Here is a 21,337-nt window from a genome sequence, read left to right as displayed (position 1 = left end):
ACAAGTAAGCAATTGTAGGACTTTTACTTCATGATTATTTGGAGTCCAAGCGTATCATTGTCAGCTGTATCGTTATGAAATCACTTTATTATACATAATACCATCTCTTAATCGAATTAATTTAAGTCGGTTTGTTTCTTTGATAAAAATGGATTTATATTCATTTTTGTTATCTGTATTCTCTATTAAAATAACACGCTTGTATGGATTGTCATCAACGATATTTAGCTTATAGTTGGCTAGATTTACTTTTTCTTCTAAAATGCTATATTCTTTTAAATCCTTATTGACCGGAACAGTATCTGCTGTGTTGTTTGTAGTGTTAGCTGGTTCCTCTATTGAAACCTGTTTATCATTGCAACCTATTAACAAACCTGCAACTAAAATAATTACAATGTATATGCTCATATCCTTTTAGCTCCTCCTTCCATGTTTAGTTGCTCTATACAGTTTATAATTAACGATCTTTCTATGAACGAAAGGAGAAGAAGATTAGAAATTGATTAAAAAATAAAAGACAGACCATTTTCCCGGTCTGCCGCTTTTATTTATCCTGCATATAAGATGCTATAAAAACCTAGGCTTCAATAGTGGAAAATCTGTATAGCAACAAGTCTAAGTGCGAGATAGTGCCCTATTTCGTAAAAGACCTTTGGTTCATATCATTGCGTACTAACAATCAGTGGGGATGATGAAAGCCCCCTTTAATTGAAGATTCATATTATCTAATATTGAAGTTATATAAATATTCCAATTTGAACTTATTAGCAAAGCAAATAAATTTTAATTCGTAGATGCCTGATTTGTTCAAACTGACAGGAAGTATTTTAGGTTTGCTTCTCCTTTAAAAAGGTTTTAATGGCAGGCGGCTCGTATATACGGAACTTTTCTATTAATGCTTTTGCCTCCGTATCAGATAAAACAACGTCGAAATGTTTTTGCTCCATAAATTGCTGTTCTGTCATATGTTGGAACAGGGAAAGTAGTGGATCATAATAGTGCTGGATATTTAATAACCCACAGGGCTTTCGGTGCAAACCTAATTGTGCCCAAGTAAACACTTCGAAGTATTCTTCCAGAGTACCAGGTCCTCCGGGTAAGGCAATAAAACCGTCCGCTAAATTTGCCATGGTCATTTTTCTTTCGTGCATGGAATCAACGATAATGAGTTCCGTTAATCCTTTATGATAGACTTCTTTGTTTTTTAGAAATTCAGGAATAACCCCGATTACTTCTCCGCCTTCATTAAGAACAGCATCCGCGACTGCTCCCATAATACCAACACTTGCGCCACCGTATACGAGGGTAATGTTTTGCTTAGCTAGTTCCTCCCCAAGCTTTGTTGCCTCTTCTACATAAGTCGTTGAAGCTCCAGGTCTCGAGCCACAAAAGACAGCTAGTTTATTCATCCTTTTACCTCCTTAATAGTTTAAGTATATAGAAGTTACTTTCGTTTGTTAACTTCCTTTTTGTTATGTAATAAAAAATTAAGGTACAGGGTCTTTAGATGAACTGCTTGTAAGAGGTTAGCCTTCAGTTAAATGAAGGTCTGAAAGTATAGGAGGGAAGTGCGTTGAGAACTGAACCTATTATCTTGCATTTAAAGTATTATTTCTAAAGGCAATATACGCATAGATTTTTAGGAAGTAGAAGTAAATTGATAAAATGCTCACCTTTTTAAGGAGTTAGTTTGCAGAAAATTATGTAATTAACTAAAAACATCTATCTCTTGCTATTATCAGCCGATATAATGGGCAACAGCGCTTAATTAAAACAGAAAGGGATGACCAAATGAAAAGACTAATGCGATTTAACCGTGTGAAACATAAATTATTCATAAGTTATATCATTATTGTTTTTGTTCTTATCGTAGTTGGCGCATATTCATTTTACAATGCTTTCAAAGCAAATCAACAAGTGGAGCTCATGGTAAGTTCAAAATTAGAGGCCGTCCAATTAGCTGAACGCCTCCGTGCTAACATATCTGAGCAGGATGCGTTAGCACGAGGGTATTTATTATATGAAGAAGAAAATCTTCGCCGACAATATGAAGATATACAAACAAAAGGAAATGAATTATTGAAAGCGTTACAGAATCTAGTAGCATCTAAACAAGTTACGGAATTATCCAATACACTGCAAGACTGGCACCGTGCTGTAGATGATAGTTTTAATCTGTATGAAGCCGATGACAAGGAAGAAGCAATAAATGTGATGACCACGGAAGCAGAAACTTTAGGATCTGAAAAAATTGAACCGCTCGTTCAACAGGTTTTAGATGTTGAAACAAAGAAGCTGGAAAATGAAAAGAAAAAGATTGTTTCCGAAGCACAAGACGCACAAACATGGATTATCGTATCTACCGTGGGACTAATTTTGTTAGTGATTGTGATTGCCAGCGTGACGGTGAAGTCTGTTTCTAAGCCACTGGTGCGTTTGTCGGCACGAATGAAGGATATTGCTAAAGGAAAGGTGCATATGGAGCCATTATCTATTCATTCAAAGGATGAATTTGGACAGATGATGGAAACGACCAATAAAATAAGCGATAACCTTAACATCATTCTGCATAAGATCACTGTCGTATCAGAGACAGTAAATAATTATGGGAAATCTTTTTCCTTATCTGCAAAAGAAGTGATGGAGGGAGCAGAACAAATAGCGACAACGATGCAAGAATTAGCTGCGGGATCAGAAACGCAAGCAAACCGAGCTAGTGATTTAGCAATAAATATGGAAGCTTTCACAAATAAAGTAAGTGAAACAAATGAGCAAGGAAAGCTAATTGGGCAGGCATCACAGGAAATTTTAACGATGACTGAAGAAGGGGATCAGATGATGAAATCTTCTTCGGAACAAATGAGCCAAATTGACCTCATCGTGAAAGATGCGGTAGATAAAGTAAAGCAATTGGATGAACAATCACAAGAAATTAATCATTTGGTTCAAGCGATTAAAGATATTGCGGAGCAAACTAATTTACTTTCTTTAAATGCTGCCATTGAAGCGGCAAGAGCTGGTGAGCATGGAAAAGGGTTTGCTGTTGTAGCGGATGAAGTAAGAAAGCTTGCAGAACAAGTAAGCGATTCCGTATCAGATATCACGCAGATTGTTACACATATTAAGCAAAACTCAGCTTCAGTAGCGGGAACATTGCAAAATAGCTATGAAGAAGTGGAAGCTGGCACATCTCAAATTCTTGCTACACAGCAAACATTTAGTGGAATTACCATGTTTGTAAGCGAAATGGTACAAATTATTAAAAATATGGCTACGCATTTACAAGAAATGAAAGAAAATAGCAGTCAAATGAATGAAGCTATTCAGGACATAGCGTCTGTTACAGAGGAATCATCAGCTGGAATTGAACAGACAGCAGCCTCAGCACAGCAATCAAGTGGTTCCATGGGAGAGGTTGTTGACCAATCTAAGGAGTTATTTAATCTAGGTAATGAATTAAATGAAATTGTGGATCAGTTTCAGTTGAAATAATGAAACAAAAATGCATTTTACGGATGATTAAAAGACTATAAAGTATATGGGGATTGAGTCATATAAGTTAGCAAAAGTATCTATTAGGAACATGGATTACTTTGAATGGAAGGTAACGCAAAATCTACGCTTAATAGTTGAGAGAAGGACAGGAAATCTAAGTAAGAGATAACGGCAATATAAATTCCAATTTGTTCAGGCAGATAGGGGGTGATTGGAGAAGGCGTGACACGCAAAAAAATGTTTTTTCAAACACACTTGAGTCCGTATCCTTTGACCGGATATATCAAAAAAATTCTTGTATTGAAAAATTACTTATGTATTTGCGAGGTTATTTTATATCCATCATTCATTCAGAGTGGGAGGGACAAATTCCACTCTGAATGAACATGGATAGCGTGTATCCTTGCTCGTTAGGCATTTTGTATTTGCTATCTTCGGTTACTCTTCGGGTTAAAGGCATCCCGTAACCCATCGCCAATAAAGTTAATGGATAATACGGTTATTAAAATGGCTAACCCTGGAGGTATCCAAGCCTCTGGATGGTCACGTAAAATTCGTATATTCTGTGCTTCAGAGATCATGTTCCCCCATGTTGGAGTAGGTTGGGGAATACCAAAACCGATAAAGCTAAGACCTGATTCAACAATAATGTATGTTGCCATCATTAACGTAGCATTTACAATAATTGGACCAATGGCATTAGGAATAAAATGCTTAAAAATAATTCGTATATCACTAGCTCCAATGGCACGAGCACCAAGCACAAACTCCTGCTCGCGTAATGATAAATATGTAGCACGTATTATTCGCGTAAGGTTTGGCCAGGATGTTAAAGCGATAATTGTAACAAATAGACCGATGGTAACTTTATCAATAACTGCCATAATGGTTAACACAAGTACAAGGAATGGTAACATTAACATTATATCTGCACCGCGCATGATGATGCTGTCAACCTTCCCTCCATAATAACCAGCGATTGATCCAAGCAGCACTCCAATGACTAAGGTAAAAAACATGGCGCTGAATCCAACAATTAATGAAATCCTTCCACCGTAAAGCAAACGGGCAAAATTGTCTTGTCCTTGTCCATTTGTACCTAATATATGTTCATCAGTAGGGCTTTTTTCAATGTTAAACACATCTGTCTCAATCGGATCTTGACTTGTCAATAAGGGAGCAGAAATACAAACAATAACAATAGCCAATAAAACAAATACGCTTATGACAGCTAACTTGTTTTTCAAAAATCGTTGGTACGCCAACTGAAATGGTGTTTTATGCTGATACTGTTGGTCAACAGGCGCATTTTCAGGTCCTGTAGGTAACGAGCTTTCTAAATTTGTATGCATATTGATTCACCTCAATCGTATCGAATTCTTGGATCGACAATACTATATAAGATATCGGCAATTAAATTACCAATTAAAATAAGAATTCCTAGTATCAAGGCTATTGCCATAACTACAGGGAAGTCACGGTTCATAACAGAACTTAAAAATAATGTTCCTAAACCGGGGTATTGAAACACTTGTTCGGTAATAACAGCACCACTTAATAACACACCAATTTCAAATCCCATTAATGTTATGATTGGAATGAGTGCATTTCGTAATGTATGTTTATAAAGTACATTACGTTCAGACATGCCTTTTGCCTTTGCTGTTCGTATATAATCGCTACCTAATACGTCTAACACTTCTGAACGCATATAACGCATATAGGTGGCTGTGCCAGCTAAGCCAAGGGTAATACCTGGAAGAACCATATGATGGATTCGATCGGTAAATGCAGCAAATCCACTTACTCCAGGAGATGAAAGTGTTCCTTGTGAGGGAAACCAGCCTAAGTTAATCGAAAGGACATAAATCGCTATTAATCCAAAGAAAAAGTTCGGTATGGCAAGCCCTAAAAAACCAAACCCAGTTGCTCCATAATCGAGCAAGGAATACGGTTTTTTCGCAGAATAAATACCAATAGGGATAGCGACAATAATGGTAATGGCTAAGGAAAAAAGACCTAAATATAAGGTGTTGGCAAATCGGGCTTCAATCAATTCCATAACAGATCGACCATTAAAGATAAGAGAGTTACCAAAATCTCCTTGTGCTGCTGAACTGATCCAATTCCAATACTGTACATGAATCGGGTCATTTAAGCCTAACGCCTCCCGTTGCTGCTCATAAATCTCCGGATCAACGTTTGGATCAGCGAGTGATTTACCGGATAAGGCGTCTCCAGGTGCTAATTGGGCAAGCCCAAACACAATAATGGTGAGAGCAAAAAGCATTGGGATGAATATTAATATGCGGCGGATAATATATTTGTACATGAATTTTCCTCCCTTAGTAAATTCGTGTTAGAAGGCTTTTAATTAATATAGAGTTAGGAAATAAAGGACATGCAAAGCATCGCACGTCCTTTTTCACAAATGAATAGAGTTAATCGGAAACCCACCAGTTTTCTGGTTCGTTATTATAGGAGTATGGCATTGGATTGACACCATTTAAGCGTTTGTTATGTGCATAAATTTTATTTTGTGCATAAAGTAAGAGCGCTGGTAGGTCTTCTGAAAAGACGGATTGCCACTCACTATATTTTTTAGCTCGATATTCTTGCTCAAATGCTTCCGGCGTTTTGACGGCTTCTTTTAACAATTTTTCAGATTCTTCATTATTCCAACGTGAATAGTTATAAGGAGCTCCTGCATTCCATAAGCCAACAGGGTCAGGGTCACCGCTTCCTAAACTCCAGCCAAGAAGATAGAGATCCCAATCTGAATTATCTTTTTCTAATTCTTCCTGATATGCTGTCATTTCTTTTGGCTGACGTAAATCAATATTAATACCAACATCCTCCAGAAACTTTTCTAGAATTGGTGCTGAGTCTTCTCGAAGTTTGTTTCCAGTTGGATAGTTTAAATTGACAACCCACTCTTTTCCATCCGGAGTTTCACGGAAACCATCGTCATTTGTATCTTTATAGCCTGCTTCATCCAATAATGATTTTGCTTTTTCGGGATCAAATTCATATTTCGTCGCGGCCTCTTCGTCGTAAGCCCAAAATTGCTGTGCAATCGGCGCGTTAATCACGGAACCGTGACCATAAAGTAAATTATCAACAAGAGCGTTACGGTCAATAGCATAAGCCATTGCCTGGCGAACCTTTTGCTCACTCATGTCCTCATTTGGCACCCAGTTATCTGGCTCAATTTTACCAGCTTCCACATCTGCATCTGTACGATGATTGATTTTAAACCCCATTAGTTGATAACCAAAGTCCGGTTGTTCAATAATTTCCACATGCTCAAGACCAGAAACGGTTTCATAGTCAGGGGCAGGAACTCCACTTGGATCAGCAATAAAGTCAATTTCTTCGCTTTCTAATAATCCTAACATGACGGATTGGTCAACAACACGCCAGACGATCTTATCCAGATAAGGCTCTTGCTTCCAATAATCTGCGTGTTTCTCTAATACATATTGCTCTCGCTCAAGCATTTCTGTAAATTTGAAAGGCCCTGTTCCAATTACTTCTCCTGGATTAAGAGTTGCAGGATGTTCTGGCATTTCATCGATAGGCACTTCCCCGAAGATATGCTCCGGAATAATTGAAAAGGAAACATCCTTTAAAATCGTTACATTTGGCTCGGTAAATTTAAAGGTTACCGTATAATCATCTTCAGCTACAACACCTTCAAATTCATCTGTCTCCCCTTTACTGAACTCCTCATACCCTAATAATCTTTCAGCAAATTCGGAACTACGAATTCCTCCTGCTTCAATGTATCCATGGGTAGATATTGCTTTATAGGTGAAGACAACATCATCAGCAGTAAATTCTTCGCCATCATGCCACTTTACACCTTCTTCAAGCTTTAAAGTGATTTCGGTCTGATCTTCATTGATTTCCCACTCTTTTGCAAGATGCGGTTCGAATTCCAACTCTTTATTTTGGCTTACTAAAGATTCATGTGTAAAATCAAGAATATTTGCCTCATATGCTTCTTCGTAAAAGATAGGATTAAACACACCGGCTGGTGCAGTATCCATTGCGCCAGTTATCGTCCCGCCTTTTTGTGGTTCACCACTTGCACCATCATCCCCACCCTCAGCTTGAGTTTTGTTTCCTTCTTCCTTGGATGAATCATCCTCATTACAGGCTGCTAATACAAATCCAACTGATAACATAAATACAAAAAACAGCAACCATTTCTTTTTTAACACGCATTCATTCCCCCTTATTAGTTGAATAGGATTACAGGTGTACACCAGTTTGTTTCAGGATGTAACCACCTCCTTAAGTATATGTTTAAGAAGTGGATAAAAAGACAAATTATTCAGAAATAAGAAACCGTTACCATTTATTAGGAAAATAAAAATACGAATAATCTGAAATTAATGCATTCTAATCAAATAGATGGCAAGCAACGTAATGTCCATTCTCCACTTCATTTAATTCCGGTCGTTCTGTTCCACAACGGTCATGTACCATAGGACAGCGCGTACGAAATGCACAACCAGAAGGCGGGTTTGCTGGACTTGGTAAATCACCACTAAGTTTAATTTTTTCTCTTTTTTCTCGTACATTTGTTGACGGGACGGATGAAAGCAATGCTTTCGTATACGGGTGAAGCGGGTTACTGTAGAGTAGTTTCTTCGGTGCAAGTTCGGCGATACGCCCTAAATACATAACGGCTACACGATCACTGATATGCTTGACAACACTTAGATCATGTGCGATAAACAGGTAGGTTAGGTTAAATTCTTCTTGTAAATCTGCCATTAAATTTAAAACTTGTGCTTGGATGGAAACATCTAACGCAGATACTGGCTCATCACATATAATGAACTTCGGGTTAAGTGCCAGAGCACGAGCAATACTAATTCGCTGGCGCTGACCGCCAGAAAATTCGTGTGGGTACTTTGTACGGTCATTAGCTCGCAGTCCAACTTTTTCTAATAATTCGATGCTTTTTTGTTTACGTTCTGATTTTGTAGCTGAAGTTTGTACGAGCAAAGGTTCTTCAATTAACTCACCAACACTCATTTTAGAATTCAGAGAGGCAAACGGATCCTGAAAAACCATTTGCATATCCTTTCGATATTTACGTAACTTTCGATTGTTTAAATGAGAAATATCTGTTCCTTCAAATAAAACTTCTCCTTCTGTAGGTTCTAAAAGGCGAAGTAGAACCCGACCGAGTGTTGACTTTCCAGATCCTGATTCTCCAACTAGACCAAGTGTCTCTCCTTTTTTAATAGATAAAGAAATATCATCAACAGCTTTTACATGGCCAATCGTATGCTTGAGTATACCTCCTTTGATAGGAAAGTATTTTTTTATATGGTTTGCTTGCATGATAGTTTCATTATTTTGTTTGTTTTCAGATTTTTGTGTTAGTCGTTGTTCTTGTTCGATTGCCATTAGAGCGGCCTCCTTGTTCATAAAGGTAACAGCGTACTTTGTGATTTGGGACTATGGACAGCAAATCTGGATTCGATTCTCTGCACTGGTCCATGACATGGGGGCAACGGTCGGCAAAACGACACCCTTTAGGAAAACTATGGGCTGGAGGCACAGAACCCTTTATGGCTCCTAATCGCTCGACGTCTTTGTCTAGACTTGGCAAACTGTTTAGTAGGCCAATAGTGTAGGGATGCTTCGTGTCTTCGAATATGGACTCGACTTCTGTTTCTTCAACAATTTGACCACCATACATCACCAGAACACGATCAGCGTATTCTGCTACTACTCCAAGGTCGTGCGTAATTAAAAGAATCGACATATTTAAACGCTCTTTCATCTCCATAAGCAGATCTAAGACTTGTGCTTGAATGGTTACATCTAAGGCAGTTGAAGGCTCATCAGCTATAAGCAGCTTTGGATCACATGATATAGCCATAGCAATCATCGCTCGCTGTCTCATGCCTCCGGATAATTGGTGTGGGTATTCATCCATGATTTCTTTGGCTCGTGGAAATCCGACCATGTTCAATAATTCAATGGCTCTTTCACGTGCAGCCTGCTTAGATAACTTTTTGTGCTTTTTGATTGTTTCGATAATTTGGTTTCCGATGGTGTAAACTGGGTTCAAGGCTGTCATTGGCTCTTGAAAAATCATTGCTATTTCATTTCCGCGTATTTTAGTCATCTGTTTACTAGATTTTTTTAATAAATCCTCATCTTCAAGCGAAATCGTTCCTTCAATAATTCTTCCAGGCCTATTAACAAGCTGCATAATGGAGAGCGAAGTGATACTTTTCCCGCTGCCTGACTCTCCAACAATTGCTAACGTTTCTCCTTCGTTTATTGTGAAATCAACACCGTCTACTGCCCGAGCTACAAGGTTATCTTCTAAATAAAAATAGGTCTTTAATCCTGTTACCTCTAATAATGGATTCCCAGTCATTCACTTCACCTCTATGTATAATAGGTCTGTATCTTAATATTGTCGACTAGATAAATTATATAATAAATACGAATTTTTTCAATACTTATTTAAAAGAAAAATAAAAAAATTGCTTAAATACAATTTATTTAATTAGTGTTAAGGGGGTGAAATTGGTACCATTACCTTGCTACCATCGGTTAAACATGATATATAAATGAGGCTGGGACATAACGAAAGCGGCTGATTAAAAAAACGAACCATAAATCGCCAATTGTGTATACGCAAGTTTTAGCGTAGTCAAAATAGGTAGACTCCCTGTGGGAACAGCGCGATCTGAAGATCCCACAGGAAAGCGGTTTTTGCTTACGAGGAAGCTGAAGAGACCTGCGGAAAGCGAAGTATTTTGACATAGCGGTGATAAAATTTTTAAATGCAAATTAGCCGAACAATGATAAATGGATTATTCGGCTTTTCCTATATAGTATTTGCTTATGTCCCAGCCTCTTCATTTACTTGTATATATTTTAAGTAAGATCCATTGAATAACCCCGCCTATACTAAGCCCAATTGGTAAAAAAATTATTGGAAGCCACATCGGACCAATGAAGTAGCCAAATAGTTTTAACTTTGATGAGAAAATGAGTCCAATGGTTACAAAGTAGGCAGAAAACACAAGTGGGAGGTAGGAAAAGGCTTTTTCTCCTCCGCCTGCATCTTTGTACGCATCCCAAATAGCAAAAAAGTATAAGCACGGGTAAAACATTAACCATGAATAATTGGTTGCTTCAATGGCTTCTTCGATTTTAAGCTGAAAACTATAGATAATGATTTGATTAAAATTACCCATCACGTTAATAATAAACTCTAAGGTAATCAACAAAAATCCCTTCATATACTTATGATTCAACAATTGACCAAAGCCTGGTAACGCAATGCTCCACAGTAAAGCCTCCAACTTTTTGCTTTTCTTGCCTACGTTTGTTTCCATAGAGTATCCTATTTCGCCAAATCGTTGCGGTTTGCAGCCATGGGGGGTTGTTCTAGCCAACCATGACGGATAAGTATTTTCAGACCTTCGTTCGCATATTTTCCCACTTCGGCCATTAAACGAGAATACTGTAAACTTAAATCATGTCGGGGGCTTGTAGATATAGAAAAACCATATTGTCCAATACTGGAAGCAATTAGATTCGCAACGAAAGTTATCATTAAACGGTCCGAAAAAGGGGCGATTTTAATATCCGTTACTTCTGAAGTCATTAAAAGGGCACCATCTGATAAGAAGTCCTCATGCAATATAGAAGTAAACACTTCTAAATGTTTTCCTGATATATCTCTGCCTTTTTCAAAGAATCTCCTTACTTCTTTTGATTGAGCTACCTGACTAAATCCTGTAATGACAGCATGTCCCAAGGCATTGCGTTTTGAGTGGAACACTAAATTTGTAATTTCCATACCGAGTAAAGGTCTGCGTTCGCCAAACCACCCTGCAAGATAATTTTGGTCGCGAACAAACGCTACTTTTTCCTGTCGAGGTATGCGTGGAGAGCGAATATAAATTCCCTTCTCTTTCTCTAGTTCTTTTGCTTGTTTATTTAGCTTTATCGCTGCTTTCAGATTAATGGCGTAGTAATCACTGATTTCCTTATGGTCAGCAACTGAAAAAGCGAAGCTGTACATACTCATCATAAAAAAAGTCATATTGTATATATATTCCAGATAAAGGATGTCCGAGAATAATCGAGGAGCCTGTAAATGGACATCTTCTTCCGTAAAACCAAAAGGGATTTGAAAGCTTTCTTTTTGGAAAATGTCCTCCATATGAGAAAGATTTTTCTCGACAAGAGTTAACGTTTCTTTTAATAATTGTTGAATAGCATTGTCTTCCACATGCTGCAGAAAATATACAATCCCCCATTTTATAATCGTTTCACTTTGATACATATCCCATAATGGGGAAATATCAGAAGAAGTAAGAGCGACAGAATTGGTACGCTTCATGAAGTAAACTCCTTTCAAAATATCAGATGGTTTCACAATCATAGTTTAAGCAACAAAAAGAATCTTATACAGAAAGATGTGACAAGGATTGTATAAAACAAAGGGATATCGGGCAAAAGAAGAAAGACAATTTATTTTTGTCCAAAAAATAGTGTAACTTTAGCATGGAAAAGAAGATGAAGAAGCCATATGGAGCAATACGGAAACTGGCTAATGCAAGCACCTGGGACGATATGTGAAAGAAACGACTGCGTAAAGAGACCCTTCAATAAAAGGAGAGTTTCTTTAAAAGTAAGAAAGTATAAAATGAGGTACTTGTGGATAACGAAATAACCGAATAGCCACGTCTAGCGCATGAGCCCAGCAACGATGCGACTTTAGAAATGTGCCCTACGGTAAGTCATCATCGGTTCGTCACTAAGAGGAAGGCCAACTAAAAACGGGCTTGCCGCTCAGGCGCCGGCATCCCCCTGTTTTAGTGGCATGATTCCTAAATCTTTAGTTGATTCGTTCCATTCGCTACGTTGCTAAACGGGCGCTTGTGCCTTTGTTCCACTATAGGAAAGTATAAGATTTTTTTGGTTTATAGTATAAGAAAAACAAAGGCTTCCGCCATAAGACTTGGCGACAAGCCAATTTTTTCTAATCTTTTGTTAGCAAAACAAGGGTATAACTAAAGGCATCTGAACGAAATAACAGGATTGGACATTTGACTTGCAGTTGAACCTTCCATGCCATACGTGAACAATTCTTAGCATAGAAGTGAAGGTCTTATTATTAGTTACATGCGGGATAAACTTTGCTTTAGTAGGATGTGATTTGCTTGGCTCGGCGAGTAATAAAAAGAAAAAAACAAAAGAACAGAACGAGTGAAAATTTTAATACAAATTTAACGAAAACATTAAAAGAGAATATCGATAATATTAAAAAAATGCTAGATTCGCCAATGGATTTAGTTATTAGAGACCTTCGTTTAGCGAATCACAAATGTGCCATTGTCTACTTAGATGGATTATCAAATAGCATTCAAATTGAACAAAGCGTGTTGAAAAATTTGGGAGAAATTGAACGGAAGCAGGAATTACCAACTAATCTCGATAATCTAATAGCTCTTATTCATGAGGAACTAATCAGTATTTCTGGGGTTAAAAATGTAGCGACAATGGACGAGCTAATGCTTGAATTACTGTCTGGGAGTTCTGTGTTTTTACTTGATGGAGTCAATCGTGTTCTACTTTTAGATACAAAGAAGTGGGAAAGTCGTGCAATACAGGAGCCAGTATCTGAATCATTGATTCGTGGACCAAGGGATGGATTTGTGGAGAATTTAAGTACAAATATAATGTTAATTAGGCGACACATCCGTGACCCCAACTTACATTTTAAAGTACATGATGTTGGGAGAAGGTCAAAGAAAAAAATAGTTGTAGCATATATTGCTGGAATTATTCACCCACAAATATTAGACGAAGTTAACCGAAGGCTGGCGTCGATTGATACAGACGCCGCATTAGAATCAGGTTATATTGAACAATGGATAGAAGATAGCTTTTTGTCGCCAATTCCACAAATGGATAATAGTGAACGACCTGATAAAGCAGCAGCAGCCCTAACAAAGGGGAAATTTGTCATTATTTTGGATGGAAGCCCGTTTGTTCTAATTGCTCCGTCCACTATCGGAGGTGCTTTTCAATCACCAGAGGATTATTATGAACGGTGGTTAATTGGTACGTTAATTAGAGGACTTCGTTATTTTGCTGCGTTTATTACAATGTTTTTACCCGCTTTATACATTGCTTTAGTTTCATATCATCAGGGTATGATCCCTTCCCAGTTGGCTTTTTCAATAGCGGCTACGAGACAGGGAGTTCCGTTTCCAGCTTTTGTCGAAGCTGTACTAATGGCAATTACGATGGAATTATTACGTGAGGCAGGGGCCAGATTGCCAAAGACAATTGGTCAGACAATTGGAATAGTAGGTGGTTTGGTAATTGGTGAAGCTGCTGTGTCGGCAGGGGTAGTTAGTCCGATCATGGTTATCGTTGTTGCGTTAACTGCGGTAGCTTCATTTACGATTCCAATGTACAGTGTAGCTATTTCATTTCGACTCATTCGGTTTGGATTTATGGTAGCGGCTGCATTTTTAGGGTTATATGGGATTATCCTTGTCTATATTATGGTTAATATCCATATCGTTAACCTGAAAAGCTTTGGTATACCTTATTCAGCACCATATGCACCAACTTTCATAAAAGATTGGAAGGACCTGGTGCTACGTATGCCAATACCAATGTTGTCAAGCAGACCTGAGCATTTACAACCAAATGATAAAGTTTCAGGTTCGATGAGAGGAGATAAGAATGCGGGAGTTTGAGTATGCTGATGCAAAGATTAGTGATAAGGAATTAATGATTGCAATTCCTTCCATTACGGTTGGGGTAGGAATTTTAAACTTACCAAAAAAAATTGCGGAAACTACAGTTGGTTCAGATGGATGGGTCGGTATTCTTATTGCAGGTATCATTTTTACTGGTTTAGCTTGGGCTATTACAAAGCTCTGTTCGATGTATCCGCATCAACTATTTGTCGAATTTGCTGGATCATTGGTTACGAAACCAGTTGCTATTATCATTACAATTCTACTTTCTTTAAAGGGCATCTTGATTTCCGGATTTGTTCTTCGGACTATATCTGAAATTGCGAAAGAGTATTTATTCGATCGTACACCAATAGAAGTTATTGCATTAACCTTTATACTTGTGGTTATTTATGCGATTTCTGGGTCAAGAGTAGGCTTGTTTCGTTTAAATATGATGTTTTTTCCAATTATTGTATTTATTATATTTCTCGTTGGCATATTTTCCATCAATTGGTTTGATACAATTAATTATTTACCAGTATTTAAAACAGATCTGAAAGGGTATGTTTTGGCTACAAAGAGTAGTGCCTTTGCATTTACAGGTTTGTTTATGTTGTTATTTTATACAACATTAGTAAGAACACCAAAAAAAGCACCGAAATCAGCTTCGATTGGAATGTCCATGGTCCCTGTATTTTATATTATCATTTATTTAATGTGTATCGGTGTATTCGGTTTTACAGGGACGAGCAATTTGAACTATCCAATTATTGAGTTAGCCAAAGAAATTGAAATACCAGGAGGTTTTTTTGAACGATTTGACTCCATTTTTTTTGTTATTTGGATCATGGCTATTTTTAATACAGTAACAATGGCTTTCGATGCTTCTATTTATGCATTGGAAAGTGTCTTTAAGGTGAAGAAAAAATTGCTTATTTACATTCTTGCTCCAATTGTATTCCTTATCGGGATGTTGCCCCAAGATGTTTTATCGCTACAAAAGTTTGGGGATTTTGTTAGTATGTATGGTGTTTTTATAACAGGAAGCGTGACAATTGTTCTTTTGCTAATCAGTTACTTTAAAAAAAGACGTAAAGCTAAGCAGCGGTAATCGTGCAATTACAATTATAGCGAACAACATGCAGCTGCACGGTTCTTCATTTGATTTCCGATGCTAAAAAAGTGGATTTTTAAACGGGAGCAAAACACTGATGACAGGGGTGTTCAATATGAATGGCTGGCCTTCTTTTCTACCTAGTATAGAAACTTTTATATACACAGCTCTTGCGTTTATTATTCCATTGGTCATTTTTAAAATAAATCAAAAATTTCATAAATATGGTGATCCGCCATGGAAAAAAGAGGAGAAGGGTGAAAATGAACAAAATGGGAAATAGGCGCTTGGAAATTTACGTTTTGTAGTGTTACACTGATAGAAAATGAATAATGAGGTGTAGCAGTGAAAATTAGTGAGTATATAAACTATGATGCCACCGCCTTAGCTGAATTTATAAGAAAAGGGGAAACAACACCAAAAGAACTCCTAAAAGCTTCGTTAGAACAGCTTGAATCTATTAATCCCAGTCTAAATGCAGTCGTTTCCGAGCGCATGGATAAGGCCCTCAAAGAATTAGACAGGTATATAGAAGGAGACCGACCATTTAATGGTGTACCTGTTTTGCTGAAAAATACAGGGCAACAATTAATGGGGGAGCGAACAACTTCAGGCTCCAAATTATTGAAGGAACATGCTTCAACAGCAAAGCAAGATTCTCACTTTGTACGTGCTTTTCGCGATGCTGGCTTTCAATTTATTGGTCATACGAATACACCGGAATTTGGATTGAAAAACATTACAGAACCAGAAATAGACGGGGCGACACGAAATCCTTGGAATCTGGAATATTCACCAGGTGGATCGAGCGGTGGATCAGCAGCTGCTATTGCGGCTGGAATTGTACCGTTGGCAGGCGCTAGTGATGGTGGTGGCTCCATTCGCATCCCTGCTTCATTTACTGGGTTATTTGGTCTAAAGCCGACAAGAGGGAGAACACCAGTGGGACCAGGAGTTGGACGGCAATGGCATGGAGCGGCGATTGACTTTGTGTTATCTAAAACTGTACGTGATAGTGCAGCAATGCTAGACGTCTTACAGACAACTCAACCTGAAGCTGCATTTCAAGCCCCGCTCTATTTGGAAAGCTATCTAGAAACGATGTACCAAACACCGCATGAGCAACTACGTATTGCATATTCTGTCACCTCACCTGTTGGTACGCCTGTGTCCAATGATGCGAAGGAAGCAGTCTTGAAGACAGTGCGATGGCTGGAACGCCAAGGATGCTTTGTAGAAGAACGGGATCCTGACATCGATGGGAAAGAACTCATGCGAAATTATTATCTAATGAATAGTGGTGAAATTGCTACGTTAATGATGCAGTTGGAAAAAATGATCGGAAGAAAGGTTACCAGCGAAGATGTAGAAATCGAAACATGGTTGTTGCATTGTGCTGGTCAAACTGTATCAGCGGCTGAATTTTCTCACAGTCTAGCTTCTTGGGATGAAGCTGCTGAGAAAATGGCTCATTTTCATAAAGTATATGATTTCTATATTACGCCTGCTACTGCTTATGTAGCGCCAAAAGTTGGAGAATTAACTTGGAACGAAAAAGGAAAGAAGCGACTGATAGACCAGATGGAAGCAGCTAATGCAAAAGAACAACAAGAGGTCATTTATGATATGTTCCTTCCAAGTTTAACCTATACCCCGTTTACGCAACTAGCTAATTTAACTGGTCAGCCGGCAATGTCTTTACCACTTCACCTTACTTATGAACAACTGCCTTTAGGGGTGCAAGTCATGGCTAATAAAGGAGAAGAGCATCGTTTATTACAATTAGCTTATCAATTAGAACAATCAGATTTATGGCAAGGAATGCAGGGCAATCCATATTTTGATGCGCGTTAAATCTATCATTTTAACGTAGGGTTAATACTGTGTTGAAGTATGGAAGTAATCGTCTAACCTAAAGTTGTTGATTTTTTAGGGTAGTAACTGATTTTCTTATAAATCTATGGAGAAGCTTCACAGAATTATTTCTCCATAGGTTTAAATCTTATTTTCATTTTATAATTTTAGCTAGATTGAAAGCTTTCCACCTCGGTTTAACTCCTTAAAATTGTTTAATTTCAAATTAATTTTTTAAATCTTGCTAAAAATAACATTAGTGTTTTTTATTGTTTTTCTATTTTCAAGAAGGAATTAGACATATATAATAAAAAACAGTATGCGTTTGCAATGTAATTTTATTTTTCGAAATATTGTACTTTTGCTTACAAATGGAAGGAGAAAAAGTATGGGGAAGAAGAAAGGAATATTTCAACGTTCGTTGGACGGGGTTGAAGTAGTAGGGAATAAACTACCTCATCCCGTTACATTATTCGCAATATTAGCTCTATTGGTGCTGCTATTGTCGGCAGCCTTATCTCCGCTCGGAATTAGTGTTGAACACCCAGGTGAAGAAGGAGAAATGGTAGAGATAAAAAATCTACTAAATGGAGAAGGAATTAACTATATATTTTCTAGTATGACAGATAACTTCATTGGATTCGCACCACTTGGCGTGGTTTTATTAACCATGCTTGGGATTGGGATTGCTGAACGGGCAGGATTAATCAGTGCTATATTACGTGGCTTCGTATTAGCTGTTCCTAATCGATTTATTACGATCGGTCTGGTGTTTGCAGGTATTATGTCCAGTGTCGCTTCTGATGCTGGCTACGTAGTATTGCCACCACTTGGCGCATTATTGTTTGCTGCCGTTGGTCGTCACCCTTTAGCCGGTCTAGCGGCTGCGTTTGCAGGAGTGTCTGGAGGGTTTAGTGCGAACTTGGTACTATCAGGAACAGACGCATTGTTAGGGGAGCTTACTATTGCTGGTGCAGCCATTGTAGATCCGGCTTACGCAGAAGGCATGAGTATTGCGATGAACTGGTGGTTTATAGCTGCTTCCGTATTTTTGTTAACGATTATCGGAGCATGGGTAACTGAACGAATTGTAGAACCGAGGTTAGGAGAATACAAAGGGGAGTACCGAGAAAAAGTCGAAAAGCTGACGAGTCTTGAGAAAAAAGGTTTAGTTTGGGCTGTTGTTTCCATTGTTGTTTCACTTATTTTAGCGGCGCTGCTCGTTCTTCCAGAAGGAGCTCCAATGCGTGGAACAGGAGAGCGACCAATTATCGAGTCTCCATTTATGAGTTCCCTAGTACCTATTATTGCTATTCTGTTCTTTATTCCAGGACTTGTTTATGGAATTGTGACGAAAGCTGTTAAAAATGATAAAGATGTCGCTTATCAACTGTCCGATACAATGGCTTCAATGGGAATGTTTATTGTACTTGCATTTACGGCAGGTCAGTTTGTAGCTTATTTTAATGAGTCCAATATGGGATTAGTGTTAGGTGTTTACGGAGCAGACTTTTTACAAAATATTAATTTAACTGGGATCCCGTTAGTCCTTGTGTTTATCATTATTGCCGCATTTATTAACATATTCATAGGAAGCGCTTCAGCGAAATGGGCAATGATGGCTCCAATATTCGTTCCAATTATGATGCAGCTAGGCTATTCACCAGAATTAACGCAAATGGCTTATCGGATTGCCGACTCATCAACGAATATTATTTCTCCATTAATGACGTATTTTGCGATCATTATTGCCTTTGCACAAAAGTATGATAAGAAAATGGGAATTGGTACACTCGTTTCAACGATGATCCCTTATTCTATTTTCTTCTTAGTTGGTTGGACACTCATGCTTATAGTTTGGATGCTGTTTGGCGTTGAACTAGGGCCTGGCGCACCTATTTTATATGAATAATCAAGACAATGAAAGTGAACAAGCATGTGTGATACTTAAAATAACCTCGTTTCCTGATAAAAAGGGACGAGGTTATTTGTTAGGTAAAGAGGTAAGGAATTAATTGGATTTAAATGGAAATTCGCCGGAGTTTACAAGAAATTCGCCGAAGTTTACTGAGAAATCGCCGGAGTTCACAGATAGGTCGCTCGAAGTTCACAACTTTTTCGCCGAAGTTCACAATTTTCCCCCAAATCAGCAGCGTACCGTATGCCGAAAACGAGTACTCCTTTTTCAAGGAAAGGCAAGCTACGGAAGCGACCCATCAAACACTGAAAAGGAGTTCTTCCTATTTCAAGACCAAGGAAAGCTACGGAAGCGACGCACCGCACGCAGAAAAAGAGTACTTCTTTTTCAAGGAAAGGCAAGCTAAGAAAGCAGCGCATCGTACGTTGAGAAGAGTATTTTTTCTTCAAGGATGCTTGCCCTGCGTTCTTTGACTTTTGAATCTCTATTTCAAGGAGGAAAACTCTTACTTTATGGAGTTTTACTTGACTTTGTTATTTACGTTCCCACACCTCTGGATTAAGGAGATTTTTTGGTCTTTTTCCAGATAAGCCGGCAAGTAAATTTTCAGCAGCCAATTGTGACATCGCCAATTCTGTTTCATAAGTGGAAGATCCTATATGCGGTAATGTAACCACATTGTCCATACGAAGCAGTGGGTTTGAAGGATCAATTGGTTCTTGTTCATATACGTCTAATCCCGCTCCGGCAATTGTATTATTTTGTAATGCTGCTATTAAATCTTGTTCAACGACTGTTTTTCCGCGAGAAGCGTTGATGAAAAAAGCTGATTTCTTCATTAATTTAAATTCCCGTCTTCCAATCATGTATTCAGTCTCTTTCGTTAACGGGGTAATTAAACAAACAAAATCCGAGACAGCTAATAGCTCATCAAGACTTGCATAGGTCGCTTGAAACTTTTGTTCAACTTCAGGCTTTCTTGTTCTACTATGATATACAATGTCCATATGAAAACCAGCATGAGCACGTTGGGCAATAGCAGTCCCAATACGCCCCATACCAATAATTCCAAGTGTTTTATGATGTACATCTGTTCCGTAATAGGTACTATCTAAAGACTCTTCCCAGTTCCCGTCTTTAACAAACCGATCCAATTCAGGTAATCTTCTAGCCGTAGAAATTATCAATCCCATCACCATATCAGCAACGGTATCTGTTAAAACACCCGGCGTATTTGTCGCCATAATCTGACGTCGGCTCAGTTCTTCAATTGGTAAATTATTAAAACCTACTGACACGTTGCTAATAATTTTCAAACGCGGGGCACAGTTTAATAGTGTTTGGTTAACTGGCAGATCTAGACCAATAATTCCGTCAGCTTGTGATAGAAAATCAAGAAATGCCGGATCGGAATTGGTGTCGATATTTTTAAAAAAACGAACGTCGTGCTGCTCTTTTAGCTGTGTAAGAACGGGAGTTTCTACCCGTTGATAGGCAAGTATTTTCATAAGCTACAACCCCTATTCGTTAGTTTTTATAGTTACTGCAACGATAGCTATTTAACATCTTTAAGTCAAGCGCGTAGACGTAAGAGATTGCCCCAATAAAGAAGGAAGTTAGGGGAATTTCTAATCGATATATTTATAGAAAAAAGCTGTCTCCATGCAATCGGCAATAAGATCTCACCTTCCATGTTAACAAGTGGATCTTCAAGACTGGAAGAACCAACTTCAAGTTATAGTGCAAATTCTTCTTAACTAAACATCCATAGATATAAACGAACGCCTGTGCATTTAAAGTTCACCTTAATTGGTAGTTATTGTTTGTGTTTCCTTCAGTTTTCTATTTAAAAATAGTTGATAATCCTGCAAGCTTACAATATTTCGTATAAACTACTAGTATATGGTTATACTAAAAATAGATAAAAATTTAGATGTTAAGAATCCTCGCTATTTGATGTTGGGAGCATAACCAAAAGATAGATTCGTAGTCGATTTGACATGGAGCCTCAGCGGACAAGTTTTTCGAGCTAAGACGCCAAAGGGATATTTTTTCACGCATAGAAATGCTATCATCCCCGCCACTCTACGTAAAACCTCCTAAACTATCTTCTGCTTCCAATAAATAGCGGAGGGGCGGTTAATGAAGAAATCCTCTATCCCAATATGACTGGTAGTCTCAGGTCTTTCCCATGCTGGGAGG

16 protein-coding genes are annotated in these 21,337 nt (G+C 38.1%); 6 read left to right on the top strand and 10 right to left on the bottom strand.

The window, feature by feature from the left end:
* Nucleotides 1–72: 72 nt before the first annotated feature.
* Together KBP50_RS18395 and KBP50_RS18390 are read right to left on the bottom strand one after the other, a co-directional pair.
* The gene (locus tag KBP50_RS18395) at nt 73–408 is read right to left on the bottom strand and encodes a hypothetical protein (protein WP_050351853.1); all 336 of its coding nucleotides are present in this window, start codon (nt 406–408) and stop codon (nt 73–75) included.
* Between the two features lie 419 nt (nt 409–827).
* A complete protein-coding gene (locus tag KBP50_RS18390) occupies nt 828–1,409 on the bottom strand; it encodes an LOG family protein (protein ID WP_050351852.1) in 582 nt (193 codons plus the stop codon).
* A 382-nt stretch (nt 1,410–1,791) separates the two neighbouring features.
* Between KBP50_RS18390 and KBP50_RS18385 the strand changes: the two genes are divergently transcribed.
* Nucleotides 1,792–3,492 (top strand): methyl-accepting chemotaxis protein, encoded by a 1,701-nt coding sequence (locus tag KBP50_RS18385; RefSeq protein WP_076362031.1) that lies wholly within the window; start codon nt 1,792–1,794, stop codon nt 3,490–3,492.
* A 431-nt stretch (nt 3,493–3,923) separates the two neighbouring features.
* Here KBP50_RS18385 and opp4C read toward each other — a convergent pair whose 3' ends face one another.
* The 7 genes from opp4C to KBP50_RS18350 form a co-directional block, all read right to left on the bottom strand.
* Nucleotides 3,924–4,847 (bottom strand): oligopeptide ABC transporter permease, encoded by a 924-nt coding sequence (opp4C, locus tag KBP50_RS18380; protein WP_050351851.1) that lies wholly within the window; start codon nt 4,845–4,847, stop codon nt 3,924–3,926.
* An 11-nt stretch (nt 4,848–4,858) separates the two neighbouring features.
* Nucleotides 4,859–5,827 (bottom strand): ABC transporter permease, encoded by a 969-nt coding sequence (locus tag KBP50_RS18375; RefSeq protein WP_050351850.1) that lies wholly within the window; start codon nt 5,825–5,827, stop codon nt 4,859–4,861.
* 109 nt (nt 5,828–5,936) lie between these two features.
* Complete coding sequence (locus KBP50_RS18370; RefSeq protein ID WP_050351849.1) at nt 5,937–7,721, bottom strand: peptide-binding protein; 1,785 nt, start codon at nt 7,719–7,721, stop codon at nt 5,937–5,939.
* 181 nt (nt 7,722–7,902) lie between these two features.
* Nucleotides 7,903–8,856: an ABC transporter ATP-binding protein gene (locus KBP50_RS18365; protein WP_280528742.1), complete on the bottom strand. Its 954-nt coding sequence runs from the start codon at nt 8,854–8,856 to the stop codon at nt 7,903–7,905.
* A 25-nt stretch (nt 8,857–8,881) separates the two neighbouring features.
* Nucleotides 8,882–9,907, bottom strand: coding sequence for an ABC transporter ATP-binding protein (locus tag KBP50_RS18360; protein ID WP_050351847.1), 1,026 nt, complete (start codon nt 9,905–9,907; stop codon nt 8,882–8,884).
* A gap of 487 nt (nt 9,908–10,394) precedes the next feature.
* Nucleotides 10,395–10,877 (bottom strand): hypothetical protein, encoded by a 483-nt coding sequence (locus KBP50_RS18355; RefSeq protein WP_050351846.1) that lies wholly within the window; start codon nt 10,875–10,877, stop codon nt 10,395–10,397.
* 8 nt (nt 10,878–10,885) lie between these two features.
* Nucleotides 10,886–11,890: a DUF3231 family protein gene (locus KBP50_RS18350; RefSeq protein WP_050351845.1), complete on the bottom strand. Its 1,005-nt coding sequence runs from the start codon at nt 11,888–11,890 to the stop codon at nt 10,886–10,888.
* An 823-nt stretch (nt 11,891–12,713) separates the two neighbouring features.
* On the opposite strand from KBP50_RS18350, the gene KBP50_RS18345 reads away from it, so the two are divergent.
* The 5 genes from KBP50_RS18345 (at nt 12,714) to KBP50_RS18325 (ending at nt 19,129) form a co-directional block, all read left to right on the top strand.
* Nucleotides 12,714–14,264, top strand: a complete 1,551-nt coding sequence (locus KBP50_RS18345) for a spore germination protein (RefSeq protein WP_050351844.1) — start codon at nt 12,714–12,716, stop codon at nt 14,262–14,264.
* Nucleotides 14,251–15,360 carry a GerAB/ArcD/ProY family transporter gene (locus tag KBP50_RS18340; protein ID WP_050351843.1) on the top strand — a complete coding sequence of 370 codons (1,110 nt, stop codon included), beginning with the start codon at nt 14,251–14,253 and terminating at the stop codon, nt 15,358–15,360. The genes KBP50_RS18345 and KBP50_RS18340 overlap by 14 nt, the downstream gene beginning before the upstream one ends.
* A gap of 118 nt (nt 15,361–15,478) precedes the next feature.
* Nucleotides 15,479–15,646 carry a hypothetical protein gene (locus KBP50_RS18335; RefSeq protein ID WP_169770797.1) on the top strand — a complete coding sequence of 56 codons (168 nt, stop codon included), beginning with the start codon at nt 15,479–15,481 and terminating at the stop codon, nt 15,644–15,646.
* Between the two features lie 62 nt (nt 15,647–15,708).
* Nucleotides 15,709–17,217, top strand: a complete 1,509-nt coding sequence (locus tag KBP50_RS18330; RefSeq protein ID WP_050351842.1) for an amidase — start codon at nt 15,709–15,711, stop codon at nt 17,215–17,217.
* A 388-nt stretch (nt 17,218–17,605) separates the two neighbouring features.
* Nucleotides 17,606–19,129 (top strand): AbgT family transporter, encoded by a 1,524-nt coding sequence (locus tag KBP50_RS18325; protein ID WP_050351841.1) that lies wholly within the window; start codon nt 17,606–17,608, stop codon nt 19,127–19,129.
* Nucleotides 19,130–19,668: 539 nt separating this feature from the next.
* Here the strand turns inward: KBP50_RS18325 and KBP50_RS18320 are convergent.
* On the bottom strand, nt 19,669–20,643 hold the full coding sequence (locus KBP50_RS18320) for a 2-hydroxyacid dehydrogenase (protein WP_050351839.1): 975 nt from the start codon (nt 20,641–20,643) through the stop codon (nt 19,669–19,671).
* Between the last annotated feature and the right edge of the window lie 694 nt (nt 20,644–21,337).

The sequence above is a fragment of the Virgibacillus pantothenticus genome (genome assembly GCF_018075365.1).
Classification (GTDB): domain Bacteria; phylum Bacillota; class Bacilli; order Bacillales; family Amphibacillaceae; genus Virgibacillus; species Virgibacillus pantothenticus.
This window is presented reverse-complemented; position numbering and strand designations above follow the sequence as displayed.

Coding starts and splice junctions, on each gene's coding strand:
- opp4C (WP_050351851.1), bottom strand. CDS start 4,847: ATGCATACAAATTTAGAAAGCTCGTTACCTACAGGACCTGAAAATGCG.
- KBP50_RS18375 (WP_050351850.1), bottom strand. CDS start 5,827: ATGTACAAATATATTATCCGCCGCATATTAATATTCATCCCAATGCTT.
- KBP50_RS18335 (WP_169770797.1), top strand. CDS start 15,479: ATGAATGGCTGGCCTTCTTTTCTACCTAGTATAGAAACTTTTATATAC.
- KBP50_RS18355 (WP_050351846.1), bottom strand. CDS start 10,877: ATGGAAACAAACGTAGGCAAGAAAAGCAAAAAGTTGGAGGCTTTACTG.
- KBP50_RS18385 (WP_076362031.1), top strand. CDS start 1,792: ATGAAAAGACTAATGCGATTTAACCGTGTGAAACATAAATTATTCATA.
- KBP50_RS18360 (WP_050351847.1), bottom strand. CDS start 9,907: ATGACTGGGAATCCATTATTAGAGGTAACAGGATTAAAGACCTATTTT.
- KBP50_RS18350 (WP_050351845.1), bottom strand. CDS start 11,890: ATGAAGCGTACCAATTCTGTCGCTCTTACTTCTTCTGATATTTCCCCA.
- KBP50_RS18325 (WP_050351841.1), top strand. CDS start 17,606: ATGGGGAAGAAGAAAGGAATATTTCAACGTTCGTTGGACGGGGTTGAA.
- KBP50_RS18395 (WP_050351853.1), bottom strand. CDS start 408: ATGAGCATATACATTGTAATTATTTTAGTTGCAGGTTTGTTAATAGGT.
- KBP50_RS18365 (WP_280528742.1), bottom strand. CDS start 8,856: ATGCAAGCAAACCATATAAAAAAATACTTTCCTATCAAAGGAGGTATA.
- KBP50_RS18340 (WP_050351843.1), top strand. CDS start 14,251: ATGCGGGAGTTTGAGTATGCTGATGCAAAGATTAGTGATAAGGAATTA.
- KBP50_RS18390 (WP_050351852.1), bottom strand. CDS start 1,409: ATGAATAAACTAGCTGTCTTTTGTGGCTCGAGACCTGGAGCTTCAACG.
- KBP50_RS18320 (WP_050351839.1), bottom strand. CDS start 20,643: ATGAAAATACTTGCCTATCAACGGGTAGAAACTCCCGTTCTTACACAG.